General features: G+C 67.5%; 23 protein-coding genes. 3 read left to right on the top strand and 20 right to left on the bottom strand.

Annotation, left to right across the window (positions count from 1 at the left end):
- Position 1: 1 nt before the first annotated feature.
- The 4 genes from ABL840_RS05910 to ABL840_RS05895 form a co-directional block, all read right to left on the bottom strand.
- Entirely contained in the window at positions 2-727 is a 726-nt protein-coding gene (locus ABL840_RS05910) for an amino acid ABC transporter permease (RefSeq protein WP_093207389.1), read from the bottom strand.
- 98 nt (positions 728-825) lie between these two features.
- A complete protein-coding gene (locus ABL840_RS05905; RefSeq protein WP_093207387.1) occupies positions 826-1725 on the bottom strand; it encodes an amino acid ABC transporter substrate-binding protein in 900 nt (299 codons plus the stop codon).
- 168 nt (positions 1726-1893) lie between these two features.
- Complete coding sequence (locus ABL840_RS05900; protein ID WP_093299520.1) at positions 1894-3360, bottom strand: aspartate ammonia-lyase; 1467 nt, start codon at positions 3358-3360, stop codon at positions 1894-1896.
- A 193-nt stretch (positions 3361-3553) separates the two neighbouring features.
- Positions 3554-4537: a LysR substrate-binding domain-containing protein gene (locus ABL840_RS05895; protein WP_093299517.1), complete on the bottom strand. Its 984-nt coding sequence runs from the start codon at positions 4535-4537 to the stop codon at positions 3554-3556.
- Between the two features lie 61 nt (positions 4538-4598).
- On the opposite strand from ABL840_RS05895, the gene ABL840_RS05890 reads away from it, so the two are divergent.
- A complete protein-coding gene (locus tag ABL840_RS05890) occupies positions 4599-6041 on the top strand; it encodes an amidase (protein ID WP_093299516.1) in 1443 nt (480 codons plus the stop codon).
- A 109-nt stretch (positions 6042-6150) separates the two neighbouring features.
- On the opposite strand, the gene ABL840_RS05885 is transcribed toward ABL840_RS05890, so the two are convergent.
- Together ABL840_RS05885 and ABL840_RS05880 are read right to left on the bottom strand one after the other, a co-directional pair.
- Positions 6151-7089, bottom strand: coding sequence for a 2-hydroxyacid dehydrogenase (locus ABL840_RS05885; protein ID WP_093207377.1), 939 nt, complete (start codon positions 7087-7089; stop codon positions 6151-6153).
- A 48-nt stretch (positions 7090-7137) separates the two neighbouring features.
- Complete coding sequence (locus tag ABL840_RS05880; RefSeq protein WP_093299513.1) at positions 7138-8973, bottom strand: ABCB family ABC transporter ATP-binding protein/permease; 1836 nt, start codon at positions 8971-8973, stop codon at positions 7138-7140.
- Positions 8974-9014: 41 nt separating this feature from the next.
- On the opposite strand from ABL840_RS05880, the gene ABL840_RS05875 reads away from it, so the two are divergent.
- Positions 9015-9455: an acyl-CoA thioesterase gene (locus ABL840_RS05875; RefSeq protein WP_093299919.1), complete on the top strand. Its 441-nt coding sequence runs from the start codon at positions 9015-9017 to the stop codon at positions 9453-9455.
- Positions 9456-9478: 23 nt separating this feature from the next.
- Here ABL840_RS05875 and ABL840_RS05870 read toward each other — a convergent pair whose 3' ends face one another.
- From ABL840_RS05870 to ABL840_RS05810, 13 genes are all read right to left on the bottom strand, one after another.
- Positions 9479-10585, bottom strand: a complete 1107-nt coding sequence (locus tag ABL840_RS05870) for an ABC transporter substrate-binding protein (protein WP_093207473.1) — start codon at positions 10583-10585, stop codon at positions 9479-9481.
- A gap of 195 nt (positions 10586-10780) precedes the next feature.
- Positions 10781-11545, bottom strand: coding sequence for an enoyl-CoA hydratase (locus ABL840_RS05865; RefSeq protein ID WP_093299511.1), 765 nt, complete (start codon positions 11543-11545; stop codon positions 10781-10783).
- A gap of 34 nt (positions 11546-11579) precedes the next feature.
- On the bottom strand, positions 11580-12176 hold the full coding sequence (locus ABL840_RS05860; RefSeq protein ID WP_093299508.1) for a 2-hydroxychromene-2-carboxylate isomerase: 597 nt from the start codon (positions 12174-12176) through the stop codon (positions 11580-11582).
- Between the two features lie 25 nt (positions 12177-12201).
- Entirely contained in the window at positions 12202-12951 is a 750-nt protein-coding gene (locus ABL840_RS05855) for an SDR family oxidoreductase (RefSeq protein WP_093299506.1), read from the bottom strand.
- 4 nt (positions 12952-12955) lie between these two features.
- A complete protein-coding gene (locus tag ABL840_RS05850) occupies positions 12956-13792 on the bottom strand; it encodes an acyl-CoA thioesterase (RefSeq protein WP_093299503.1) in 837 nt (278 codons plus the stop codon).
- A gap of 29 nt (positions 13793-13821) precedes the next feature.
- Positions 13822-14724: an alpha/beta fold hydrolase gene (locus ABL840_RS05845; RefSeq protein WP_093207360.1), complete on the bottom strand. Its 903-nt coding sequence runs from the start codon at positions 14722-14724 to the stop codon at positions 13822-13824.
- Positions 14725-14779: 55 nt separating this feature from the next.
- On the bottom strand, positions 14780-15976 hold the full coding sequence (locus ABL840_RS05840) for an acetyl-CoA C-acyltransferase (RefSeq protein WP_093299501.1): 1197 nt from the start codon (positions 15974-15976) through the stop codon (positions 14780-14782).
- The gene (locus ABL840_RS05835; protein ID WP_418116209.1) at positions 15973-16422 is read right to left on the bottom strand and encodes an endonuclease domain-containing protein; all 450 of its coding nucleotides are present in this window, start codon (positions 16420-16422) and stop codon (positions 15973-15975) included. Before ABL840_RS05835 ends, ABL840_RS05840 begins: the two co-directional genes overlap by 4 nt.
- 13 nt (positions 16423-16435) lie before the next feature.
- A complete protein-coding gene (locus tag ABL840_RS05830) occupies positions 16436-18835 on the bottom strand; it encodes a 3-hydroxyacyl-CoA dehydrogenase/enoyl-CoA hydratase family protein (RefSeq protein WP_093299495.1) in 2400 nt (799 codons plus the stop codon).
- Between the two features lie 36 nt (positions 18836-18871).
- The gene (locus ABL840_RS05825; protein WP_093299492.1) at positions 18872-19315 is read right to left on the bottom strand and encodes a DUF2147 domain-containing protein; all 444 of its coding nucleotides are present in this window, start codon (positions 19313-19315) and stop codon (positions 18872-18874) included.
- A gap of 44 nt (positions 19316-19359) precedes the next feature.
- Positions 19360-21156, bottom strand: coding sequence for an acyl-CoA dehydrogenase C-terminal domain-containing protein (locus ABL840_RS05820; protein WP_093207349.1), 1797 nt, complete (start codon positions 21154-21156; stop codon positions 19360-19362).
- A gap of 73 nt (positions 21157-21229) precedes the next feature.
- On the bottom strand, positions 21230-21919 hold the full coding sequence (locus ABL840_RS05815) for a TetR/AcrR family transcriptional regulator (protein ID WP_093207346.1): 690 nt from the start codon (positions 21917-21919) through the stop codon (positions 21230-21232).
- 170 nt (positions 21920-22089) lie between these two features.
- Complete coding sequence (locus ABL840_RS05810; RefSeq protein ID WP_093299490.1) at positions 22090-22848, bottom strand: SDR family oxidoreductase; 759 nt, start codon at positions 22846-22848, stop codon at positions 22090-22092.
- A gap of 121 nt (positions 22849-22969) precedes the next feature.
- Between ABL840_RS05810 and ABL840_RS05805 the strand changes: the two genes are divergently transcribed.
- A complete protein-coding gene (locus ABL840_RS05805) occupies positions 22970-23857 on the top strand; it encodes a LysR family transcriptional regulator (protein ID WP_093299486.1) in 888 nt (295 codons plus the stop codon).
- 7 nt (positions 23858-23864) lie between these two features.
- Here ABL840_RS05805 and ABL840_RS05800 read toward each other — a convergent pair whose 3' ends face one another.
- Positions 23865-24692: an AraC family transcriptional regulator gene (locus tag ABL840_RS05800; RefSeq protein ID WP_093299484.1), complete on the bottom strand. Its 828-nt coding sequence runs from the start codon at positions 24690-24692 to the stop codon at positions 23865-23867.
- Positions 24693-24712: the final 20 nt, after the last annotated feature.

Below are 24712 nucleotides of genomic sequence, written 5' to 3'. Positions count from 1 at the left end.
TTCAGTGTCCTCCGCCGCCGGCCGAGACGATGAAGCCCGGCACGCGGGTCTTCTTCTCGATGAACGCCATGAGGCGGTTGATGATGAGCGCCGAGACCACGTAGCACGCCGTCACGGCGAGGTAGACCTCGATGCCGCGCGAGGTTTCTTCCTGTGCCTGCATCGCGAACATGGTGAGCTCGGCGACCGACACCGCGAAGGCGACGGACGAGTTCTTGAAGATGTTCATCGTCTCGCTCGTGAGCGGCGGGATGATGATGCGGTAGGCCATCGGCAGGATCACGTAGCGGTAGTACTGCGCGGTGGTGAAGCCCACGGCCATGCCCGCGTAGCGCTGGCCCTTGGGCAGCGCCTGGATGCCCGAGCGCACCTGCTCGGCAATACGCGCGGAGGTGAAGAAGCCCAGCGCCAGCACCACGAGGATGAAGCTCGGCACGCCCTTCATGACGGGAATGAGCGCCGGGATCACGTGGTACCAGAGGAAGATCTGCACCAGCAGCGGGATGTTGCGGAAGAGCTCCACCCAGGCATTGCCCAGCCGCACCAGCCACGGGCTGTCGGGCAGCGTGCGAATGATGCCGATGAGCGAGCCCAGCACCAGTGCCACGACCAACGCCAGCAGCGCGACCGACACGGTCCAGCCCCACGCCGAGAGCATCCATTGCAGGTAGCTCGGATATTCCCCCCCGGGGTCCTGCAGGAAAACCTGCCAATCCCAGTTGCCCATTTGTGTTTACTCCTTCTTCACCGTCTCTACGAAAACCAGTCCCTTGAAAAGAAACGCCCACCGCGAAAGGTGGGCGTCATCACGCAGCGACGCGCCGCTTATTCCTTGGTGACGTACTCTTCGGCCGGCTTGTCGTTCGGGTTGGCCCACGCGTTCTTGGTGGCTTCACCCAGCGGCAGGCCGATGGTCACGCCTGCCGGGGGAATCGGCTTCAGGAACCACTTGTCGTACAGCTTGGCGAGTTCGCCCGACTTGGCCTGTGCCTTGATGCTGTCGTCCACGGCCTTCTTGAAGGCGGGGTCGTCCTTGCGGATCATGATGGCGATGGGTTCGACGGCCAGCACGTCCGGCAGGATCTTGTAGTCCTTGGGCGACTTCGACTTGGCGGCCAGGGCTGCCAGGATCGAGCCGTCCATCACGAAGGCGTCGGCGCGGCCGGTTTCGAGCAGCAGGAAGCTGTCGGAGTGGTCCTTGCCGTAGACCTCCTTGAAGGTCAGGTTCTCGGCGCGCTTCTGCTTGCGCACGGTCTGCAGCGGCGTGGTGCCGGTGGTGGTCGCGACCGTCTTGTCCTTCAGGTCGGCCAGCGAGTTGATGCCCGAGTTGGCCTTGACGACGATCTTGGTTTCTTCGACGTAGGTGGTCACGCCGAAGGACACGTCCTTCTGGCGGGTGGCGTTGTTGGTGGTGGAGCCGCACTCGATGTCGACGGTACCGTTCTGCACGAGCGGAATGCGGTTCTGCGAGGTCACGGGCTGGTACTTGACTTCGAGCTTCTTGCCGGCGGCCTTCTCGAGGTCCTTGATGATGTTGGCGCAGACGTCGTAGTGGAAGCCGGTGTATTGGCCATTGCCCAGCGTGTACGACAGGCCGGAAGATTCACGCACGCCTTCGGTGATGACGCCGGAAGCCTTGATCTTGGCCAGCGTGTCGTTGGCCTGCGCCATCGCGCCGCCAGCGGCCAGTGCCGCAACCGCCAATGCCAATACTTGTTTTTTCATGAGGAAAACTCCTGAGGGTGACTGAAACAGATACAACTAAATTCTAGACACTCGCATTTTGCGTGATACCCGGACCAACCCGGTGCATACACACACACGCTGCACCGGCCATGCGCATCGCAGCGCCAGCCTGGTGCGATCCTGCCTCCTGGCATTGTCCGACTTTCACTAAGCAGCCTTTATGCCCGAAGTCTGGCCCGACGGTTCGGCCGCCGCCGGCAGCGGCGCGGCCGACAGGCGCACCGGCTGCGTGAGGTTCTCGGGCACGAGCAGCGCGTCCATCTCGGCGCGGGTCATGATGCCCAGCGACTCGGCCACCAGGTCGATCGGCCCGCCGGTGGCGAGCGCGGTCTTGGCGATGAGCGCGGCCTTCTCGTAGCCGATGAGCGGGTTGAGCGCCGTGACCAGCGTGACCGACTCGCGCACTCTCTTCGCAAGAAACTCGCGGTTGGCCTCGATGCCCTCGACGCAGTTGTGCTGCAGCGTGGTGCAGGCCCGGCCCAGGTGCTGGATGCTCTTGAACAGGCTCCAGCCCATGATGGGCTCGAAGGCGTTGAGCTGCAGCTGGCCGGCCTCGGACGCCAGCGTCACGGTGATGTCGTTGCCGATGACCTCGAAGGCCACCTGGTTCATGACTTCCGGGATCACCGGATTGACCTTGCCCGGCATGATCGACGAGCCCGCCTGCCGCGCCGGAAGCCTGATCTCGCCGAAGCCGGCCTGCGGGCCGCTCGAGAGCAGGCGCAGGTCGTTGCAGGTCTTGCTGAGCTTGGTCGCCACGCGCTTGAGCACGCCCGACAGCTGCACGAATGCGCCCGTGTCCTGCGTGGCCTCGATGAGGTTGGCGGCCTGCTTCAACGGCACGCCGGTCTGCTCGGCGAGGTACTGGCAGGCGAGGTTGGCGTAGCCGTGCGGCGCGTTGATGCCGGTGCCGATGGCCGTGGCGCCGAGGTTGATTTCCTCGATGAGCGCGCGCGCCTCGCCGAGCCGGGCCTCGTCCTCCCCGATCATGATGGCGTAGGTCAGGAACTCCTGGCCCAGCGTCATGGGCACGGCGTCCTGCAGCTGGGTGCGGCCGATCTTGAGGATGTCCTTGAACTCGAGCGCCTTGGCCTCGAAGGCGCGGCGCAGCGAGGCCATCGATTCGAGCAGCCTGCCGATGGCGAACCACAGCGCCAGGCGCACCGCCGTGGGGTACACGTCGTTGGTGCTCTGCGAGGCGTTGACGTGGTCGTTGGGGTGGAGCACGTCGTAGCGCGCTTTCTCGTGGCCCAGTTTTTCCAGCGCGAGGTTGCAGATGACCTCGTTGGCGTTCATGTTGGTCGAGGTGCCGGCGCCGCCCTGGATGACGTCGACCACGAACTCGTCGAGCAGCTTGCCGTCGACGATGTCGTCGCAGGCCAGGATGATGGCCGCGGCACGGTCTCGGTCGATGGCGCCCAGGTCTGCATTGGCGCGGGTGGCGGCCTTCTTCACGTAGGCCAGCGCGCGCACCAGGTCGGGCATGGCCGAGATGCGGGTGCCGGAGATGGGGAAGTTCTCGACCGCGCGCGCCGTGTGCACGCCCCAGTAGGCGACGGCGGGGATCTGCTTGTCGCCGAGGAAGTCGTGTTCCGTCCTGAAATTGGAGCTCATGAGAGGTTCCTCGGCTTAAAAAAAAGCACGCGCAGGGCGCGTGCCGTGGGGGTTGCTGTGACAGCGGCTAAAAAGCAGCCGCGACTGTAGTGGCGCCGGATTCAAGGCGCCAATGCCTTTTGCGGGAAGCCCTATGCGCGGCATTTATAGATTGTGCGGTGCACAAATCTCCGTGGCAGTTGGGTGATGGCGCTCAGCGCTGCGGCTGGGTGCCGACGAGGTAAGACCATAGCGCATCGGCCGTGCGCTTGGGTTGCAGGCTGTCGACGGCCTTGACGGCGGCGCGGCCGGCCCCGGCCTTCACGGGCGCGGGAGCGCCGGGGCGCTCGCGGTAGGCGCGGATCTCCATCGTCGCCTCGAGGCTGTCGATCTCGGGCGGCAGCGCGCTCACGAGCTTGCGGGCCTTGATCTCCTTGCGCACCGCGCTCTGCGGCAGGAAGGCGATGCCGTGCCCTTCGAGCGCCATGACCTTCAGGCCCTCGGCCATGTCGGTCTCGTAGACGCGGTCGAGGTGGATGGCGGTGCCCGATTCCTTGAGCAGTTGGTCGACCACGCGGCCCAGGTAGGCGCCCGGCGCATAGCCCAGGTAGGGCAACGGCTGGCCCGGGCGGCCCGGCAGCCGGTAGCGCGGCGCGCCTTCGGCGTCGGCCTTGACCCAGGGGGCCACGGTTTCCTCGCCGAGGCTGACCATCTCATACTTGTTGGCGTCGAGCTGCAGCGGCTGCGAGGGGTGGTGGTAGGCGATCAGCAGGTCGCAGCTGCCTTCGACCAGCCGCAGCACGGCGTCGTGCACGTTCAGCGCGATCAGGCGGCTCTTGATGGGGCCGAAATGCTCCCGGAGGCTGGTCACCCACGAGGGGAAGAAGGTGAAGGCCAGCGTGTGCGGCACGGCGATCTCGATCACGTCCTGCCCCGCCGCCGAGTGGCCGCGCAGCATGGCGCGGGTGCTCTGCAGCGACTGCAGCATCTCGATGGCCTGGCTGTAGAGCGTCTGCCCCGCCGGGGTGAGTCGCGTCGGGTAGGAGCTGCGGTCCACCAGGTCGGTACCGGCCCACCCTTCCAGCGCCTGTATGCGGCGGGAGAACGCCGGCTGCGTCACGTGCCTCAATTGGGCCGAGCGGCTGAAGCTGCGCGTTTCCGCAAGGCTGATGAAGTCTTCGAGCCACTTAGTTTCCATACGCGGCGATTATGCGAGCGCCGCGCCATACTGGGCGCCCCCTCCTTTTCCCTCATCCGCCATGCCCTCAGCCGACCTGCTCGACCTCAGCGCCACCGAACTTTCCCGCCGCATCGCCGCGCGCGAGGTGTCCTGCCGGGAAGTGATGCAGGCCTCGCTGGCCCGTATCGAGGCGCTGAACCCGCGCTTCAACGCCATCGTGTCGCTGCGCGATCCGGCGCAGTCGCTGGCCGAGGCCGACGAGCGCGACGCCGAGCTGGCGCGCGGCGAAAGGCGCGGCTGGATGCACGGCTTCCCGCTGGCGGTGAAGGACCTGAGCCATGCCGCCGGCCTGCCGACCTCCATGGGCTCGCCGCTGTCGCCGCGCTCGGCCGCGCGAGCCGACAGCCTCCACGTGGCGCGCGCCAGGGCGGCCGGCGCCGTCGTCATCGGCAAGACCAACACGCCCGAATTCGGCCTCGGCTCGCACACCTACAACACGGTGTTCGGCACCACCCGCAACGCCTACGCACCCGATCGCAGCGCGGGCGGCAGCAGCGGCGGCGCCGCGGTGGCGCTGGCCCTGGGCATCCTGCCGGTGGCCGACGGCAGCGACATGATGGGCTCGCTGCGCAACCCGGCGGCCTTCAACAACGTGATCGGCATGCGGCCCTCTCGCGGGCGCGTGCCGGGCAACCCCGACGAGGAACTGTTCTTCCAGCAGCTCGGTTGCGAAGGCCCGATGGCGCGCACGGTGGAAGACGCGGCGCGGCTGCTGGCCGTGCAGGCAGGCTTCGACACCCGCGTGCCGCTGTCGTCGCCGCACGCCCTGCCCTCGCCCGATGAGCTGCGGCTCGAGGGCGACGGCAAGGGCCTGCGCATCGGCTGGCTCGGCAGCATCTGGCCCGACCTGCCGCTGGAGCCCGGAATCCGCGAGCTGGGCGAGAAGGCGCTCGGCACCTTCCGCGACATCGGCTGCGAGGTCGAGCCCTGCACGCTCGACGTGCCGCGCGAGCACAACTGGAGCGCGTGGCTGCGCCTGCGGCAACTGTTGGTGGGCGGCAAGCTGGGCGCCTACCTGAGCGATCCGAAGCTGTTCGCGCAGCTCAAGCCCGAGGCGCAATGGGAGATCGAGCAGAGCCGCCATCTCGATGCGGCCTCGCTGTACCAGGCCTCGGTGTACCGATCGAACGTGTACCGCGCATTCCTCAAGCTGTTCGAGCGCTTCGACTTCGTGCTCGCGCCGACCGCGCAGGTCTTTCCCTTCGATGCCGAGCTGCACTGGCCGGCCGGGGTGGCGGGCGTGAAGAGCGACACCTACCACCGCTGGATGGAGATCGTCACGCCCTTCACGCTGGCCGGCCTGCCGACGCTGAACGTGCGCGCCGGCTTCGGCGAAGGCGGCCTGCCGATGGGGCTGCAGCTTGCCGGGCCGATCCATTCGGACCTCGACGTGCTGCGGCTAGGGCATGCCTATGACCAGGCATGCGGCTGGGCGGCGCACCGGCCCTCGGTATTGGCTTGACCCCCTCCCCCTCTGGGGGAGGGCTGGGGTGGGGGCAAGCGGCGCTCATTGCGGGCGCCCTGCCTGCCCCCATCCCGACCTTCCCCCAGCGGGGGAAGGAGCAAGAACATCAGATCGGCGTGACCACGCCGCGCCCCGCGAAGTGCCCTTCGGCATTCGCGAGGAAATGGTCCACCGACTTCTGCGTCGCCTCGGGCGACCAGCCGGCCATGTGCGGCGTCAGCAGCACGTTGTCGAGGCCGATCAGCGGCTCGGGCCGCTTCGGTTCGCTCTCGTACACGTCGAGGCCGGCGCCGGCGATGCGGTTCTCGCGCAGCGCCGCCGCCAGCGCCTCAGTGTCGACCACGCTGCCGCGGCCGATGCTCACCAGGTAGCCCTGCGGCCCCAGCGCGTCGAGCACTTCGGCATTGACCAGGTGCTTCGTCGCCGGACCGCCCGGTGCGGCCAGCACGAGGAAGTCGGCCCATGCGGCCAGCGACTTCAGGTCGCCGAAGTAGCGCTGCGACACGCCTTCCTTCGGCTTGCGGTTGTGGTAGCCGACCTCCATGTCGAAGGCCGCGGCGCGCTTCGCGATCTTCTGCCCGATCGTGCCCATCCCCAGGATGCCCAGCTTCTTGCCCGACACGTTCGGCGGCTGCGGAATGGCCTCGCGCCACACGCCTTCGCGGCACAGCCGGTCGAGCTTGCGGAACTCGCGCACGATGCCGATCAGCAGGCCGAAGGCATGGTCGGCCACGCAGTCGTCGTTGGTGCCGGCGCCGTTGGCGGTCGCGATGCCGCGTGCGCGCGTCACCTCGAGCGGCACGCCTTCGTAGCCCGCGCCCATGCAGCAGATCAGCTCCACCGCGGGCATGGCTGCGATTTCCTCGGGCGTGATGCCGATGACGCCGATGGTCAGCACGGCGCGGAATTTCCTGCCGTGTTCGGCAATGGCGGCCGCCCGCTCGGCTGGACCGAAGGCGTAGGTCATGTCGTAGACCTCGGCAATCTGGGCCTGGTGGGCGCTCGAGAGGCTGTTGAGCACCAGCAGGGGGATCTTGTTCGGCACGTCTGAACTCCTGGGATCGATGAAAAGAAGAAGGAATGGATGATCGCGCTACATCAGCGGCGCTGCTTCGCTCTTCTGCAAAGCCCACATCTGGGCGTAGCGCCCTTGCTTCGCGAGCAGCTGCGCATGCGTGCCGCGCTCGACGATCACGCCCGACTCCAGCACCAGGATCTCGTGCGCGTCGACCACCGTCGACAGCCGGTGCGCGATGACCAGCGTGGTCTTGTCCTGCGCGGCGCTCTTGAGCTCCGACTGGATGGCCCGCTCGTTGGCCGAGTCGAGCGCCGAGGTGGCCTCGTCGAAGATCACGATCGGCGGGTTCTTCAGCAGCGTGCGCGCAATGGCCACGCGCTGCTTCTCGCCGCCCGAGAGCTTCAGGCCTCGCTCGCCCACGGTCGTGTCGTAGCCCTTGGGCGTGGCGGCGATGAAGTCGTGGATGCGCGCGGCGCGCGCTGCGGCCTCCACTTCGTCGCGCGTGGCGCCGGGGCGGCCGTAGGCGATGTTGTATTCGACCGTGTCGTTGAAGAGCACCGTGTCCTGCGGAACGATGCCGATGGCGTGGCGCACGCTCGATTGCGTCACCTCGCGGATGTCTTCTCCACCGATGGTGATGCGCCCCTGCTGCACGTCGTAGAAGCGGTACAGCAGCCGCGCGAGCGTCGACTTGCCCGAGCCCGAGGGTCCGACCACCGCCACCGTCTTGCCCGCCGGGATCTCGAAGCTCACGTGCTTGAGGATGGGCCGCGCAGGCTCGTAGGCGAAGCTCACGTCCTCGAAGCGCACGGTGGCATCCGCGCCGGCCAGCGGCTGCGCGTCGGGGGCGTCGCGCACCTCGCGCTCCTTCTCCATCAGCACGAACATCTTGTCGAGGTCGGTCAGGCTCTGCTTGATCTCTCGGTAGATCACGCCCAGGAAGTTCAGCGGAATGTAGAGCTGGATCATGAAGGCGTTGACCATCACCAGGTCGCCCAGCGTCATGCGCCCGTCGACCACGCCCGAGGTAGCGCGCCACAGCATCAGCACAAGGCTGACGGCGATCAGCGCCTGCTGGCCGGTGTTGAGCATGCTCAGCGTGCGCTGGCTCTTGATGGCGGCCTTGCGGTAGCGGTCGAGGCTGGCGTCGTAGCGGCCGGCTTCGAAGTCCTCGTTGTTGAAGTACTTGACGGTCTCGTAGTTCAGGAGCGAATCGACCGCGCGGCTCTGCGCCACCGAGTCGAGCTCGTTCATGGTCTTGCGGAACTGCGTGCGCCACTCGGTCACCGTGACGGTGAAGACGATGTACAGCACCAGCGCGGCCACCGTGATCCAGACGAAGAAGGCGTCGAACTTCACGCCGAGGATGGTGAGCACCAGCACCAGCTCGATGATGGTCGGCACGATGCTGTAGAGCGACATCGAGATCAGCGAATGCACGCCGCGCGTGCCGCGCTCGATGTCGCGCGTCATGCCGCCGGTCTGGCGCTCCAGGTGGAAGCGCAGGCTCAGCGAGTGCAGGTGGCGGAACACCTCCAGCGCGATCTGCCGGGCCGTGCCCTCGGTGGCCTTGGCGAAGATCAGCTCGCGCAGCTCGCTGAAGAGCGACGTGGAAAAGCGCAGCAGCCCGTAGGCCAGCAGCAGCCCGATGGGCACGATGAGCAGCGCCTGCGCCATGTCGGGCTTGGGCGTCATCGTGTCGACCAGGTTTTTCAGCAGCACCGGCACGCCGACGTTGGCCACCTTGGCGCCCACCATGAAGGCCAGCGCGGCGAGCACGCGCCACTTGTACTGCCAGAGATAGGGGAACAGCCTGCGCAGGGTGGCCCAGTCGGAGCGTTCGCCTGCGGATGCCGGCGCCTGGCCGCCGGCTGCGTGGGAGGAAGGAAGGGCTTCGCCGCTGCGGCGCATGGAGGACAATCGTGGTTGCTTGTTTGTTCCAGATTGTGCCCATGTCAGATACTTCCAGTGCCGCCGCCACGGCCGCAGCCACCCTCAAGAGCCTGCCCACCGACATGGAGCTGGTGCTCAAGGTCATCCCGATGCCGGCGGACTGCAACGTCAACGGCGACATCTTCGGCGGCTGGGTCATGGCGCAGTGCGACCTGGCCGGCTCGGTGATCCCAGCGCGCTACGCCAAGGGCCGGCAGGCCACGGTGGCGGTCAACGAATTCATCTTCAAGCAGCCGGTGCGGCTGGGCGACATCCTGTCGTTCTATTCGAAGCTGGTGCGCGTCGGGCGCACTTCGGTCACAGTGACGGTCGAGGTGTTCGCAGAACGCTTCCGGGCGCAGGGCGAGTACATCAAGGTGACGCAGGCCACCTTCACCTACGTGGCCATCGACGACAACGGCCGTCCGCGCCCGATCGAGAAGCCGGCCGAAGAAGAATAAGGAGCAGGAGCAGGCAGCCCTGCTCAGACGCCCGGGTCGCGCACCCGCTCGAAGCGCTCGAACTCGCGGTTGACCCAGCGCCCCTCGCGCCGCTCGACGCGGCGGATGTACACGGTCTGCACGATGTCGCGGGTGTGGGCGTCGATCTCCACCGGGCCGCGCGGGCTGTCGAGCTTCAGGCCACGGAAAGCATCCACCAGCCGTTCCCCCGTGGCGTTGCCACGCGCCGCCGGGGAGCTCATTGCCGCATCGACGGCCGCGAGCGCATCGTGGGCCGCGACAGCGAAGTAGCCCGGCCGCAGGTGGCTGCCGTATTCGTTCTCGAAGATGCCCGTGAAGCGCCGGTTGGCCGCCGAGTCGTGGGCGAAGGAATAGTGGTGGCTGGTGACGAGGCCGTCGGCCAGCTCGCCGATGCCTTCGAGGTAGTGGTCGTCGGTGGCGTCGCCCGTGGCCAGCAGGCGGATGCCGGTGTCGGCCATGCCCCGGTCGCGCCAGAACTTGAGGAAGGTGGCCGGCATCTGCCCCGAGGGCAGGAAGAAGAACACCGCCTGCGGCTTGAGCTCGCGCAGCCGCAGCATGTAGGCCGAGTAGTCCAGCGTCGACAGCGGCACCCGCAGCATCGCGCCGACCTGCCCCCCGCCCGCGGTGATGCCCGAGACGAAGGCGCTCTCGGCATCGACACCCGAGGCGTAGTCGGCCACCACGGTGCAGACGTTTCGCAGCCCTTGCTGCAGCGCCCATCGCGCCAGCGGCAGCGCGACCTGGCCGATAGTGAAGGACACCCGCACCGCGAACGGGCAGCGCGCGGTGATGCCCGAGGAGGCCGCGTTCATCACCACCAGCGGCAGCTTCGCCTGCGTGGCGACATTGCCCACGGCATAGGCGTTGGAGCTGAAATCGAGGCCTGCCAGCAGCTCCACGCGCTCGCTCTCCACGAGATCCTGCGCATGGCGGCGTGCCTGCTCGGGTGCGCTGCCGGGCACGTCGCGCCGCAGCAGTTCGACCGGCCGGCCTGCGATGTGCTGGTTGTGCGCGGCGAGCCAGACGGCCATGCCGGCATCGAACTGCCGGCCGCCGCCCGCGTAGGGACCGGACCACGAACCGATGACGCCGATGCGCAGCGGCCGCACGCGCGCCAGGGCCAGCGAGGGCACTGCCAGGGAGCCCGCCAGCAAACCTAAAGTACGCCGGCGCGAGACGCCGAATGCTACTTTTTCAGTAGCATCATCTACCCGTTGGACGGGCTTTGCGAGCGTTCTTGTCCCCGAATCTTGCACGCCGGACAGTGTACGCGCGCAGGCCCCGGAAGACGCCTCAGCCCCTTGTCAGACCTTGGAGAAATCGGGCTTCCGCTTCTCCATGAACGCGCTGAAAGCCTCCCGCGCCGCCGGCTCGCGCAGCATGCGCCCGAAGCTCGCGCCCTCCTCGCCCATGCGTTCCAGCACAGCGGGCATCTGCGCCTTCTTCAGCAGGCGCTTGGTCTCGACCAGCGCGCTCAGCGGCTTGGCGGCGAGCTTGCGGGCCTGCGTCTGCGCGATGGCATTGGCCTCGGTCGGCGGCACCACGCGGTTGACCAGGCCCACTTCGAGCGCGGCCTCGGCCATGAAGGGCTCGCCCAGCAGCAGCGCCTCGGCCGCGCGGTGGTAGCCCAGCATCTGCGGCACCAGCAGGCTCGAGGCGGCCTCGGGGCACAGGCCCAGGTTCACGAAGGGCATCGAGAAGGCAGCGTTGTCGCCCGCGTAGACGAGGTCGCAGTGGAACAGCATGGTGGTGCCGATGCCCACGGCCGGGCCGCACACGGCGGCGACGAGCGGCTTCGGAAAGGTCGCGATGCCGCGCAGGAAGCGGAACACCGGCGATTCCTGCGTGGAGGGCGGGCCATTGAGGAAGTCGCCGATGTCGTTGCCCGCGCTGAAGATCGTCGGGTCGCCCTGGATCAGCACGCAGCGCACGGCCGCATCGGTCTCGGCGGTGGCCAGCGCATCGGCCAGCTCGGCGTACATGCCGCTGGTGATCGAGTTCTTCTTGTCGACGCGGTTGAAGGTGATGGTCATCACACCGGCTTCGGTGTGGACGAGGATGTCGCTCATAAAAGATCCTTGAAGAGAACGGGTGGTGCCGCGGTCAGGCGGCGTCGAGTGCTTCGCGTACGAAATCGAGCCGGTCCTGGCCCCAGAACATTTCGTCGCCGACGAACATGGTGGGCGCGCCGAACACGCCGCGCTCCACGGCTTCCTGCGTGACGGCCTTGAGACGGTCCTTGGTTTCCTGCGCGCCGGCCAGCGCGAGCAGCGCGCTCGCGTCGAAGCCGGCATTCTGCAGGACGGCGCCGATGGTCGCCGGGTCGTTCAGGTTCTTCGGCTCCACCCACATCGCGTGGAAGATCGCATCGACATACGCGCCGAAGCGCGCCGGCTCCTTCGCCTGGATGCCTGTGGCGCCGCGCATCAGCAGCAGCGTGTTGATCGGAAAGTGCGGGTTGTGCGCAAAGGGCACGCCGTAGCGCTTCGCGAAGCGCTTGAGGTCCGTCGTCATGTAGGGGCCCTTGGGCTTGATCTCGGCCGGCGAATGGTTGCCCGTGGCCTGGAACACGCCGCCGAGCAGCATGGGCTTCCACACCAGCTGCGCGCCGGTGTCGGCGCACACGTGGGGCAACTGCGTCGCGGCCAGGTAGGCGGCGGGGCTGCCGAAGTCGAAATAGAAGTCGACGGACTTGGTCATTGGCGTTGTCTCCTTCCTGGATTCTTCAGAACTTCTCCGACCACGGGCGCAGATCGATCTCGTGCGTCCATGCGTCGCGCGGCTGCGAATGCAGCATCCAATAGGTGTCGGCGATGTGGTCGGGGTTCAGGATGCCGTCGCTTTCCTTCAGCGCATAGCGCTCGGGAAAGTTGCTGCGGATGAACTCGGTGTCGATCGCGCCGTCGACCACCACGTGCGCAACGTGAATGCCCTGCGGTCCCAGTTCGCGCGCCATCGACTGCGCCAGCGCGCGCAACGCCATCTTCGCGCCCGAGAAGGCGCCGAAGTTCGCCGCGCCGCGCAGCGAGGCCGTGGCACCGGTGAAGATGATCGTGCCGCGATGGCCGCCTTGCGGAATCTCGCGCGCCACCATGCGCTTCGCCACCTCGCGGCCATTCAGGAAGCCCGAGAAGCAGGCCATCTCCCACACCTTGAAGTACTTGCGCGCGCTTTCGGTGAGGATGCTCTCGGGCACGTTGGCGCCGATGTTGAACACCATCACCTCGATGGACCCGATGGTCGACTCGATCTGCTCGACGAGCGCCACCACTTCCTCCTCCTTGCGCGCATCGCACGCGAAGGCATGGGCGCGGCCGCCGTCGGCCTCGATCTGCGCGACCAGCGGCTGCAGCTTGTCGAGGCTGCGCCGCGTGACACAGGTGGCGAAGCCTTCGCGCGCGAAGCGGCGGGCGATGGCACCGCCGGTGGCATCGCCAGCGCCGACGATGAGCGCGGCTTTCTGCAGTGCGGCCATATCGTTATTCCTTGTAGTAGACGATCTGGTTCGAGGTGGCGAGCAGCACGCCCTTCTCGCTCCACAGATGCGCCGTCTGGTCGAAGAAACCGTTGAAGAACTGCTGGCCCGCGGCGCGGCCCAGCAGGTAGCCCGTGCCGACCTCGGCGAGCTGTTCCGGCCCGACGTGGAAATAGGTGGTGATCGACACCGTGCCCGCCGGCACGTGCTTCGCGCGGCGCAGCCACACGCGCGGATAGAACATGTCGCTCATCGCGGCCAGCGAGGCGAAGTCCAGCGGCCTCGGTTGCGCGTCGCGCAGCCAGATGCGGGTCTCGCTGTGATGCAGGCTTCCGTCCCACTTCGAGGGAATGCCACCGCTGAAGGGACGCATCTCGTACTGGTTGATCCAGGCCACGCCCGACGGGCCGATGCTCATGCGATCGACCGTCTCGGGTCTCGGCGACTCGGGCATCGGCATGTCGCTCTCGCCCCAGGTCTCGCGGCGCGCGGCCGTCACCACCGTGGCGGTGGTCGTCATGCTGGGCGCGCCGCTGGCGGCGGCCTGCGTGATCTGCACCGTCCAGTGCTGCGTGGAGCGGTTGGTACGAACGGCCGTGGCCTGGATGTCGAACGCGCCGGCCTCGATCGCCGCCGCGTAGTTGACCGTGAGTGCGATCGGCGTGCCGAGCACGTCGGGGTGCTGCATCACGGCCTGCAGCGCGAGCGCCGCGGTGGTGCCGCCGAAGGGCCCGACCATGTTCCAGTAGTCGGGGCTGGTCATGCCGGTGAAGTGCCCCACGCGGATGTCGCTGTGGTGGATCTTCAGGGCCTTGTCGAAGGGGTGCGTGCTCGTCGTCATGGCAGGCAGTGTGCCTCCGGTGGCCCGCGTCACGCAGTCGTGTGCGGGACGTTGGCGTGCTGCACCGCAGTAAGCGATGCGAGCCTGTGCAGCTTGTCGACCGTGCTCGGCCAGAGACTCTGGCTGAACTGCTCGCGGAAGAAGCCGAAGTGGCCGATGCGCCGCGCCTGCACGTCGGCCGGCGCGATGCGCTCGACCGCGCTCGGCGCGCCGCCGTAGAGGCTCACGAGGCTGCGCGTGCCGGCGAGCGTCATGAGCTCGTCGTCGGTCATCGACAGCGCGAGCACCGGGAAGCGCACGCGGTTGTAGCTGCGCGCGGCGAGCTCGCCTTCGGCGCCGACGCTGTAGCGCGGGTTGAGGCACCAGCGCCGCCACTGCATGATCACGCCGCGCGGCAGGTCGCCGACCTTCTTCAGCTTGCGGCCCGGGAAGTAGCCGAACAGCCGCGTGACCAGCGGCACCAGCACGAACCAGAAGTAGAGGATGGTGCGCTTGAGCTTCGGCGCGTTCTCGCGCCAGTAGCCGCTGCCCGCGGCGATGCTCACGAGGCCGTCGACCTGCTCTGGCCGCTGCAGGAAGCCCGGCAGCTGCGCGCCGAGGCTGTGACCCAGCAGGTAGAGCGGCGAGTCGGGCGATGCGGCCCTGGCCGCGTCGATCACCGCTTCGTAGTCGCAGGCCCAGTCGAACAGGTCGGCATCGACCTCGCGCAGCGGCACGTCGCCGCGCGAGTCGCCCGAGCCCCGGTAGTCGAAGGTCCAGACGCGCAGGCCCTGCTGCGAGAGCCACTGCGCGAAGGGTTCGTAGAAGGACTGGCGCACGCCCATCGCGCCGCCGATCACCACGCTCGCGCGCGGCGTGCCGGCGGGTTCGTAGCGGCGCACCGCCAGTTGCTGTGCGCCGCCGTCGACCGGAAGCTGCTGCTGCGTCTGCATGAGGCTGTCTCCTTCGTTGAACCGGCACTCGTCGCGGTGCCTTGCGCGCTATCGATCAGACGCGCTCGAAGATCCCTGCGGCGCCCTGGCCCATGCCCACGCACATCGTGACCATGCCGTACTTCAGGTTCTCGCGGCGCAGCGCGTGCACCACGGTGGCCGAGCGGATGGCGCCGGTGGCGCCCAGCGGATGGCCCAGCGCAATGGCGCCGCCCATCGGGTTGACCTTCGACGGATCGAGGCCCAGCGTGTTGATGACGGCCAGCGACTGCGCCGCGAAGGCTTCGTTGAGCTCGAACCAGTCGATGTCCTCGTGCTTCAGGCCGGCGTAGCGCAGCGCGGCGGGAATGGCCTCGATCGGGCCGATGCCCATGATGTGCGGCGGCACGCCCTTGCTGGCGAAGCTCACGAAGCGCGCGAGCGGCGTGAGGCCGAACTGCTTCACGGCCTTCTCGCTCGCCAGGATCAGCGCGCCAGCGCCGTCCGAGGTCTGCGAGCTGTTGCCCGCCGTCACCGTGCCGCGCGCGGCGAACACGGTGCGCAGCTTGGCCAGGCCTTCGATGCTGGTGTCGGGGCGCGCGCCTTCGTCGAGGTTGACGGTGCGGGTCTTGGCAATCGACTCGCCGGTCTCGAGGTTCGGCGTGCGGTCGGTCACCTCGATGGGCGTGATCTCGTCGGCGAACTTGCCGGCCTGCTGCGCGGCAAGTGCCTTCTGGTGCGAGGCGAGCGCGAACTCGTCCTGCGCCTGGCGGCTCACCTTCCACTGCTGCGCGACCTTCTCGGCCGTGAGGCCCATGCCATAGGCGATGCCCACGTCGCCTTCGCGCTCGAAGATAGAGGGCGACAGCGAGGGCGAGTTGCCCATCATCGGCACCATGCTCATGCTCTCGACGCCGGCCGCGATCATCACGTCGGCCTCGCCAACGCGGATGCGGTCGGCCGCCATCTGCACGGCCGACAGGCCAGAGGCGCAGAAGCGGTTGACGGTGATGCCGCCAACGCTGGTCGGCAGGCCGGCCAGCACCGCGCCGATGCGCGCAACGTTCAGGCCCTGCTGCGATTCGGGAATCGCGCAGCCGCAGATGATGTCCTCGATGGCCTTCGGATCGAGGCTCGGCACGGCAGCCAGCGCAGCGCGCAGCGTGGTGGCCAGCAGGTCGTCGGGACGGTAGTTGCGGAAATAGCCCCTGTGCGACTTGCCGATGGGCGTGCGGGTGGCGGAGACGATGTAGGCGTCTTGGATTTGTTTCATGGCTTGAGATTCCTGGTGTCTTGTCTTGCTCCCTCTCCCGCTTGCGGGAGAGGGCTAGGGTGAGGGCTGTCTTCCTGCAGCGCCTGCAGGATTCGCTCGCGCACCACATCGGTCTGGGTCAGCACTTCGTGATTCCAGAAGCGAAGCACGCGATAACCCTGGGCCTCCATGAAGCGTGTGCGGTTCTCGTCGTATGCGACAGCTTCGGCGTGCTGCCCGCCGTCCAGCTCGACGATCAGTTTCGCTTCGAGACATGCGAAGTCTGCGAAGTACGGGCCGATCGGACGTTGGCGGCGGAATTTCTGATTCGCCATGCGGCGGTCGCGCAGGTGATGCCAGAGCATGGCCTCGGCATCGGTCGGGGTCGCGCGAAGGCTGCGTGCCCTCACCCCAACCCTCTCCCGCAGGCGGGAGAGGGAACCGGCCGTGTCGAGGTCTTCGCTCATGATCCTTGCGAGGTCAGTTGCGCACTGGCTTGCCGGTGCTCAGCATCCCCATGATCCGCTCCTGCGTCTTGGGGTGCACGATGAGCGAGCAGAACGCCTTGCGTTCCAGCGTCATCAGGTATTCCTCGGTCACGAGCGAGCCCGCGTCCACGTCGCCGCCGGTGACCACGTTGGCGATCAGGCTGGCGATGTGGAAGTCGTGCGCGCTGATGAAGCCGCCGTCGCGCATGTTCACGAGCTGGCCCTTGATGGTGGCGGCGCCGCTGCGGCCCGCGACGCGGAAGGTACGGCGCAGCGGCGGGCGGTAGCCGGCGTCGGCCATGGCCTTCGCTTGCTGCAGCGCCACGTACAGCAGCTCGTCCTTGTTCGGCACGATCACGTCGCTGTCGAGCAGGTAGCCCAGCTTCTTCGAATCGAGTGCGCCGGTGCCGACCTTCGCCATCGCGGCGGCGGTGAAGCCTTCGGTGAGGAAGGGCAGCAGGTCGGTGCCCGTCGAGGCCGACGCGTTCTCGGCCGCGCGGCGCGCGATGTAGGTCAGGCCGCCCGCGCCGGGGATCAGGCCCACGCCCACTTCGACCAGGCCGATGTAGCTTTCCATCGCGGCAACGCGCTTGGCCGAGTGGACAGCCAGCTCGCAGCCGCCGCCCAGCGCCATGCCGCGCACGGCGGAGATCACCGGCACGTTGGCATAACGGATCTTGAGCATCACGTTCTGCAGCTCTTCTTCCGCGCCTTCGACTGCGCCGATGCCGGCGACCACGAAGGCCGGCAGCATCGCCTGCAGGTCGGCGCCGACCGAGAACACCTCGTCGGGCGACCAGATCACCAGGCCCTTGTACTCGGCTTCGGCCAGGTCGACCGCGGCGCCCAGCGCCTCGGCCACGTCGGGGCTGATGGCGTGCATCTTCGAATGGATGCTGGCGATGAGCACTTCACCGTCAAGCGTCCAGACGCGCACGTCGCCTTCGTCGCTGATGGTGGTGCCGGCCGTGTTGGCGTCGGCCGCGTTCGCGCCGAGCACGCTCTCGGGGAACAGCTGGCGGTCATGCACCGGCAGGCGGCGCTGCGGCACGAACTTGTTCTGCGATGCGCTCCACGAGCCTTCGGGCGTGTGCACGCCGCCGGCCTCGGCCACCGGGCCTTCGAACACCCACTTGGGCAGCGGCGCGGTGCTCAGCGCCTTGCCGGCGTCGATGTCTTCCTGCACCCACTTGGCAACCTGCGCCCAGCCGGCTTCCTGCCAGAGCTCGAAGGGGCCCTGCTTCATGCCGAAGCCCCAGCGCATGGCGAAGTCGATGTCGCGCGCGCTCTCGGCGATGTCGCCCAGGTGCACCGCGGCGTAGTGGAAACCGTCGCGCAGGATGGCCCAGAGGAACTGGCCCTGCGGTCCTTCGCTCTCGCGCAGCAGCTTCAGCCGCTCGCCCGCGGGCTTCTTGAGCATGCGGCCGTACACCTCGTCGGCCTTGGCGCCGGCGGGCACGTACTCGCCGCTCTTCAGGTCGAAGCGCAGGATGTCGCGGCCGGCCTTCTTGAAGAAGCCGGCCTTGGTCTTCTGGCCCAGGTTGCCCAGCTCCAGCAGCTTCGCGAGCACCGGCGGCGTAGCGAAGTTGGCGTAGAACGGGTCGGTCTCGGCGTTCAGGTTGTCCTGCAGCGTCTTCACGACGTGGGCCATCGTGTCGAGGCCCACCACGTCGGCGGTGCGGAAGGTGCCCGAGCTCGCGCGACCCAGCTTCTTGCCGGTGAGGTCGTCCACCACGTCGGGCGTGAGGCCGAACTTCTCGACTTCCTTCAGCGTGGCCAGCATGCCGGCGATGCCGACGCGGTTGGCGATGAAGTTGGGCGTGTCGTGCGCACGCACCACGCCCTTGCCCAGCGTGCTGGTGACGAAGGCCTCGAGGTCGTCGAGCACCTGCGGCTGCGTGGTGGGCGTGTTGATCAGCTCCACCAGGAACATGTAGCGCGGCGGGTTGAAGAAGTGGATGCCGCAGAAGCGTGGCTTCAGCGCTTCGGGCAATGCTTCGCTGAGCTTGGTGATCGACAGGCCTGAGGTGTTCGAGGCCAGGATCGCGTGCTTGGCGACGTGGGGCGCGATCTTCTTGTAGAGATCGAGCTTCCAGTCCATGCGCTCGGCAATGGCTTCGATGACGAGGTCGCACTCGCCGAGCTTGGCCAGGTCGTCTTCGTAGTTGGCCTGTTCGATCAGGCCCGCGTCGGCCACGTCGCCGAGCGGCGCGGGCTTGAGCTTCTTGAGGTTGTCGATGGCGCGCGTGACGATGCCGTTCTTCGGGCCTTCCTTGGCGGCCAGGTCGAACAGCACCACAGGCACGCGCACGTTGACGAGGTGAGCCGCGATCTGCGCGCCCATCACGCCGGCGCCGAGCACGGCGACCTTCTTCACTTGAAATCGGGACATGTTGATTGGTATGAGTTGTGGGAAGCCGTGCGCTGCTTACTGCACACGATTCCAGGTTTGGGTGCGCCAGAAGGGGCCGAGATAACCGCGCACTTCGAGCTTCTTGCCGCCATCGACGGGCGTGAAGCTCGCGCGGTATTCCTTGCCGTTCTCGGGGTCGAGGATCTTTCCGCCTTCCCAGACGTCCTTGCCCTCGGCCTTCTTGCCGCCGCGGATGATCTCCAGGCCCGTGATGGGCTTGCCCTTGCGGTCGTCGCTGCATTCGTCGCAGACCGCATCGGCCTTGGTGTCCTTCTTCAACGACTTCTCGATGCGGCCGTTCAGCGCGCCGTTGGCCTCGGCGATGCGGATCTCGGCCTTGACCTCGCCGGTCTTGTCGTCGACGTTGCGCCACAGGCCCACCGGCGTGATGCCGGCGCCCTGGGCCATGGCCGAGGCGGCGGTGACGGTGAACAGGACAGCTGCAAGCGTTGCTTTCATGAGCGGCTCCAGGTTGAGTGTCGGTTGAGGAAAGACCCGCGGCTTCAGGCCAGAGCCGCTTCGGTATCCATCAGCACCTTGCTGCCGGCGCGCGCGGTGCGCATCAGCGTCGCGGTTTCGGGGAACAGCTTGGCGAAGTAGAAGCGCGCGGTCTGCAGCTTGGCGACGTAGAACGGGTCGGTGTTGCCCGCGGCGATCTCGCGCAGCGCGACCTGTGCCATGCGGGCGAACAGGTAGCCGAACACGAAGTGGCCGGCCACGCGCAGGTAGTCGACGGCGGCGGCGCCCACTTCGTCGGGGTTCTGGAAGCCCTTGAAGCCGATCTCGGTCGTGAACTTAGTGAGCTGGTCGCCCAGGCCCGCGATCGGGTTGATGAACTCGGCCATCTTCTCGTTCACGCCCTCTTCTTCCACCAGCTTCGCGACGAGCTTGCCGAACTTCTTCAGCGACGCGCCGTTGTTGCCCAGCACCTTGCGGCCCAGCAGGTCCAGCGACTGGATGGTGTTGGTGCCTTCATAGATCATGTTGATGCGGTTGTCGCGCACGAACTGCTCCATGCCCCATTCCTTGATGAAGCCGTGGCCGCCGAACACCTGCATGCAGGCGTTGGTGGAGATGTGACCGTTGTCGGTGATGAAGGCCTTGACGATGGGGGTCAGCAGCGCGACCAGTTCGCCGGAATCCTTGCGCACCTTCTCGTCGGGGTGGTTGTGTTCCTTGTCGAGCAGCAGCGTGCAGAAGATCTGCAGCGCGCGGCCGCCTTCGGCGTACGCCTTGGCCGTGAGCAGCATCTTGCGCACGTCGGGGTGCACGATGATGGGGTCAGCTTCCTTGTCCTTCGCCTTCACGCCCGAGAGCGAGCGCATCTGGATGCGGTCCTTGGCGTAGGCCAGCGCGTTCTGGTAGGCCACTTCGGTCAGGCCCAGCGACTGGTTGCCCACGCCCAGGCGGGCGGCGTTCATCATCACGAACATCGCGGCCAGGCCCTTGTTGGGCTCGCCCACCAGCGTGCCGGTGGCGCCTTCGATCACGATCTGCGCGGTGGCGTTGCCGTGGATGCCCATCTTGTGCTCCAGGCCGGCGCAGAAGATCGGGTTGCGCTCGCCCAGCGAGCCATCGGCCTTCACCTTGAACTTCGGCACCACGAACAGGCTGATGCCCTTGCTGCCCTTGGGCGCGTCGGGAAGGCGTGCCAGCACCAGGTGGATGATGTTGCTGGTCATGTCGTGCTCGCCGGCCGAGATGAAGATCTTGTTGCCGGTGATGCGGTAGGTGCCGTCGGGCTGCGGCTCGGCCTTGGTGCGCAGCAGGCCGAGGTCGGTGCCGCAGTGCGGCTCGGTCAGGCACATGGTGCCGGTCCATTCGCCGCTGGTGAGCTTGGGCAGGTAGGTCTTCTTCTGCTCGTCGGTGCCGTGCGCGGCGAGCGCTTCGTATGCGCCGTGCGACAGGCCGGGGTACATGGTCCAGGCCTGGTTGGCGCTGTTGAGCATCTCGAACAGGCACTGGTTGACCACGAAGGGCAGGCCCTGGCCGCCGAAGGCCGGGTCGCACGACAGCGCGGGCCAGCCGCCTTCGACGTACTTGGCGTAGGCGTCCTTGAAGCCCTTGGGGGTCTTCACTTCATGCGTGTTCTTGTCGAGCGTGCAGCCTTCCTCGTCGCCGCTGATGTTCAGCGGGAAGGTCACTTCGGCGGCGAACTTGCCGGCCTCTTCGATCACCGCGTTGATGGTGTCGGCGTCGGTCTCGGCATGGGCCGGAAGCGCCTTGAGCTCCTCGGCGACGTTGAGCACTTCGTGCAGCACGAACTGCATGTCGCGTACGGGGGGGTTGTAGGTAGGCATCCGGAACTCTCCTGGTCGAAGCTAGATAGAAAAAGAAAAGGGAAAACGAAAAAGGGACGAGCCGCGCGCTTCTTCAGCGCACGGTCTTGAGGCGACGGCCCGCCGGCGCGGCGGCCGCTTCGGGCTTGGGCGCGTCGGGCGTGGCGGCGCGCGCGAGGATGTTGTCGAAGCCGACGTTGGCGCGGCCGATGGAGCCGGGCACCTGCAGGAAACGCGCCTCGTAGTGCAGCGCGAGGATCAGGCCGTGGATCTCGAACGCCACCTGGCGTTCATCGGCGTCGGCGCGCAGATGGCCTTCGCTCTGCGACTGCACGATGGCGCGCAGCACGGCCGCCTGCCAGATGCTGACCGACTCGACCAGCGCGTCGCGCACCGGGCCCGGGCGGTCGTCGAATTCGGAGGCGCCGCTGATGTAGATGCAGCCCGAGTCGATCTCGGTCGAGGTGCGCTTCATCCAGTTGGCGAACATGGCGCGCAGGCGGGGCAGGCCGCGCGGCGCCTTCAGTGCGGGGAAGAACACTTCCTGCTCGAAGCGTGCGTGGTATTCGCGCACCACCGAGATCTGCAGTTCCTCGCGCGAGCCGAAGTGGGCGAAGACGCCCGACTTGCTCATCTTGGTGATTTCGGCCACGGCGCCGATCGACAGCCCCTCGAGGCCGATCTGCGCGGCCAGTGCCAGCGCGGCGTCGACGATGACGGCCTTGGTCTGCTGGCCCTTCTGGGCGGCGCGCGCGGGCTTGGCGGGAACGGCTGCTGCGGTCATCGTGGAATTTCCATGCAAAAACGAACGGTCGTTCTATTTTGCAGGGCTTTGCACTCCGGCCCGCGAATTAACCTTCAGTTATTGAAGGTTAATGGAGGCGGGACGGACCGCAATCGGGTCCGTCCCGCATCTCTTTCTCTCTTCCTTTCAGGGCCGTACGGCCCCGGAGTTCAGAACTCCTGCGACACGGGGCGCAGCACGACTTCGTTGATGTCCACGTCGGCCGGCTGCTCCACCGCGTAGACAACGGCGCGCGCCACCGAGTCGGCCGGGATCTGGTTGGCCTCGTAGAACGCCTTCACGCCGGCTGCGCTCTCGGCGTCGGAGCTGCCGAACTTGAGTTCCGACTCGACCGCGCCGGGCGAGACGATGGTCACGCGCACACCGCTGTTGCCCACTTCCACGCGCAGGCCTTCGGAGATGGCGCGCACCGCGTGCTTGGTCGCGCTGTAGACGGTGCCGATCGGCGTGAACACCTTCAGCCCGGCGATGGACGCGACATTGACGATGTGCCCGCTGCCCTGCGCCTGCATGCGCGGCAGCACCGCGGCGATGCCGTAGAGCACGCCCTTGATGTTGACGTCGATGGTGCGGTCCCACTCGTCGACCCGGAGCTTCTCGAGGGGCGACAGCGGCATCACGCCGGCGTTGTTGACCAGCACGTCGATGCGGCCGAAGGCCTCGACGGTGGCGGTGGCGAGGCTCTCGAGATCGGCGCGCTTCGACACGTCGGTGGCCACGGCGATGGCCTCGCCGCCGGCTTCGCGGATCTCTGCGACGACCTTGTCGAGCCGGTCGGTGCGGCGCGCCGCCAGCACCACCTTGGCGCCGCGCGCGGCCAGGTGGCGCGCCGTCGATTCGCCGAGCCCGCTGCTCGCGCCGGTGACGATGGCGACCTTGCCCTTGATGTTGTCTTGAACGGATGTCATGGAAAATTCCTTTCGGTTGGCTTGAACGAGGTGTTGAAGAAGTGCATGCAGTGTGGAAAATCCGCACGTTCCCGTAAATGAAACTCTCGCGACTTCAGAATTCCTGAAAGAGGAACACCCAATGTCCAACCGACTGGAAGCCCTGCGCGTGTTCTGCGCCGCCGCCGATGCCGCCAACTTCCGCGAGGCCGCCGCGCGGCTGTCGGTGTCGCCGCAGGTGGTGACGCGCGCGGTGCGCGAGCTGGAAGACGAGCTGGGCGAGCCCCTCTTCCATCGCAGCACGCGCGGCGTGCAGCTCACGGACTTCGGCCGGCAGCTGCTGGAGCGGGCCCGCACCGCGCTGAACGGCGTCGACGAGCTCTTCCATCGCACCGACCGCCGCGCGCTCTCGCAGCACCAGGGCACGGTGCGTGTCACGGCGCCGGGCATCTTCGGGCGCCAGTTCATTCCACGGGCGCTGGCGCCGATGCTCGCGGCGCATCCGGGGCTGGTGCTCGACCTGCGCATTTCCGAATCGCATGCCGACGTGGTCGGCGAGCAGATCGACATCGGCGTGCGCGTCGGGCCGCTGCGCGATGCTCGCTTCGTCGCGCGGCCGGTCGGCCGGATGGCGCTGCACGTGGTGGCCGCACCTTCGCTGATCGCGCGTACCGGAGTGCCGAAGAAGATCGACGCGCTCGCCTCGATGCCGCTCACCGCGCTGATCGACCGCAAGTCGGGACGACCCTGGCCGATGATGTTCCGCAAGGACAGGCAGCTCGCGATCACCTCGCCGGCCTTCGTCACGGACGACTTCGACTCCGAGTGCGCCGCCGTGCTCGCGGGCCTGGGCTTCGCGCAACTGATCGGCTCGCTGGCCGAGCCGCAGATCAAGACTGGCGCGCTGGCTCCGGTGCTGGAAGCCGAGGCGCCCGAGCCGTGGCCGATCTACGTGTACCGCTCGCAGCGCGCACCGGTGCCGGCGCGCGTGCGGCTGGTGTACGACGAGCTGATCCGCGTGCTGCGCTGACCGCGGCCTAGCGGCAGGCCCGCTGCCATGCGCCGGGCGTGAAGCCGAAGTGGCGCGCGAAGATGCGCGTCATGTGGCTCTGGTCGGCAAAGCCGCTGGCGGCTGCGGCGTCGGCGAGGCCCGTGCCGCGGCGGATCAAGCCTCGTGCGCGCTCGGCGCGCTGCAGCAGCAACCATGCGTGAGGCGGCACGCCGTAGGCTTTCTCGAAACGGCGCAGCACCTGGTAGCGGCTGAGGCCGGCCATCTCGGCGAGGTCGGAGAGCTTCGGCGGCTCGTGCAGGTCGTCGGCCAGCCGCTCGCGCAGGCGGCGCATGTCGCCGCCGGTTTCGGGCATCGGCGATGGCGTTGCCGTGGAATGCGCTTCGAGCAACAGGCCGCAAACCTCGATCAGCGATTCCTCGCAGGCCAGCTCTTCCGCACTGCCCTCCTTGTCGGCGTGCCATGCGTCGAGTCGCACGAACAGGCGCTGCAGCGTGTGGCGCAGCCGGGCGTCCTTGAGCACGGGCCGCGTGAACTCGACTTCCGGACCAGCGTCGCCCCTTATGCCCTCCATCACGCCCGGATCGAGATACACCATGCGCCAGCGCCGCGAAGGCCCACCCAGCGGCTGCCCGTCGTGTACCTCGCCGGGATTGGTGGTGATCAGGTCGCCCGCATACGCATCGACCTTGCCGCGCCCGCTGGCCGAGCTCTGGGCGCCCTGCTCGAGCAGGCCCAGCCCGTAGGTCGCGTGCCAGTGCCGGCCGTAGTGCAGCGCGCTGTCGATGGACGTGCCGTAGACGCCCTCCCACGGGGAGCCGAAGACCTGGCAGCGATGGACCGGAGGCACCTGCATGCGACGGATGATCGCAGACA

The organism is Variovorax sp. NFACC27, from assembly GCF_048301545.1.
Taxonomy (GTDB): domain Bacteria; phylum Pseudomonadota; class Gammaproteobacteria; order Burkholderiales; family Burkholderiaceae_C; genus Variovorax; species Variovorax gossypii.
The sequence above is the reverse complement of the archived record's forward strand: the minus strand, read 5'-3'. Positions and strand labels throughout refer to the sequence as shown.

Coding starts and splice junctions, on each gene's coding strand:
- ABL840_RS05890 (WP_093299516.1), top strand. CDS start 4,599: ATGCCCTCAGCCGACCTGCTCGACCTCAGCGCCACCGAACTTTCCCGC.
- ABL840_RS05875 (WP_093299919.1), top strand. CDS start 9,015: ATGTCAGATACTTCCAGTGCCGCCGCCACGGCCGCAGCCACCCTCAAG.
- ABL840_RS05810 (WP_093299490.1), bottom strand. CDS start 22,848: ATGACATCCGTTCAAGACAACATCAAGGGCAAGGTCGCCATCGTCACC.
- ABL840_RS05805 (WP_093299486.1), top strand. CDS start 22,970: ATGTCCAACCGACTGGAAGCCCTGCGCGTGTTCTGCGCCGCCGCCGAT.
- ABL840_RS05830 (WP_093299495.1), bottom strand. CDS start 18,835: ATGTCCCGATTTCAAGTGAAGAAGGTCGCCGTGCTCGGCGCCGGCGTG.
- ABL840_RS05825 (WP_093299492.1), bottom strand. CDS start 19,315: ATGAAAGCAACGCTTGCAGCTGTCCTGTTCACCGTCACCGCCGCCTCG.
- ABL840_RS05840 (WP_093299501.1), bottom strand. CDS start 15,976: ATGAAACAAATCCAAGACGCCTACATCGTCTCCGCCACCCGCACGCCC.
- ABL840_RS05895 (WP_093299517.1), bottom strand. CDS start 4,537: ATGGAAACTAAGTGGCTCGAAGACTTCATCAGCCTTGCGGAAACGCGC.
- ABL840_RS05880 (WP_093299513.1), bottom strand. CDS start 8,973: ATGCGCCGCAGCGGCGAAGCCCTTCCTTCCTCCCACGCAGCCGGCGGC.
- ABL840_RS05905 (WP_093207387.1), bottom strand. CDS start 1,725: ATGAAAAAACAAGTATTGGCATTGGCGGTTGCGGCACTGGCCGCTGGC.
- ABL840_RS05835 (WP_418116209.1), bottom strand. CDS start 16,422: ATGAGCGAAGACCTCGACACGGCCGGTTCCCTCTCCCGCCTGCGGGAG.
- ABL840_RS05900 (WP_093299520.1), bottom strand. CDS start 3,360: ATGAGCTCCAATTTCAGGACGGAACACGACTTCCTCGGCGACAAGCAG.
- ABL840_RS05800 (WP_093299484.1), bottom strand. CDS start 24,692: ATGCAGGTGCCTCCGGTCCATCGCTGCCAGGTCTTCGGCTCCCCGTGG.
- ABL840_RS05845 (WP_093207360.1), bottom strand. CDS start 14,724: ATGCAGACGCAGCAGCAGCTTCCGGTCGACGGCGGCGCACAGCAACTG.
- ABL840_RS05815 (WP_093207346.1), bottom strand. CDS start 21,919: ATGACCGCAGCAGCCGTTCCCGCCAAGCCCGCGCGCGCCGCCCAGAAG.
- ABL840_RS05855 (WP_093299506.1), bottom strand. CDS start 12,951: ATGGCCGCACTGCAGAAAGCCGCGCTCATCGTCGGCGCTGGCGATGCC.
- ABL840_RS05850 (WP_093299503.1), bottom strand. CDS start 13,792: ATGACGACGAGCACGCACCCCTTCGACAAGGCCCTGAAGATCCACCAC.
- ABL840_RS05860 (WP_093299508.1), bottom strand. CDS start 12,176: ATGACCAAGTCCGTCGACTTCTATTTCGACTTCGGCAGCCCCGCCGCC.
- ABL840_RS05865 (WP_093299511.1), bottom strand. CDS start 11,545: ATGAGCGACATCCTCGTCCACACCGAAGCCGGTGTGATGACCATCACC.
- ABL840_RS05820 (WP_093207349.1), bottom strand. CDS start 21,156: ATGCCTACCTACAACCCCCCCGTACGCGACATGCAGTTCGTGCTGCAC.
- ABL840_RS05910 (WP_093207389.1), bottom strand. CDS start 727: ATGGGCAACTGGGATTGGCAGGTTTTCCTGCAGGACCCCGGGGGGGAA.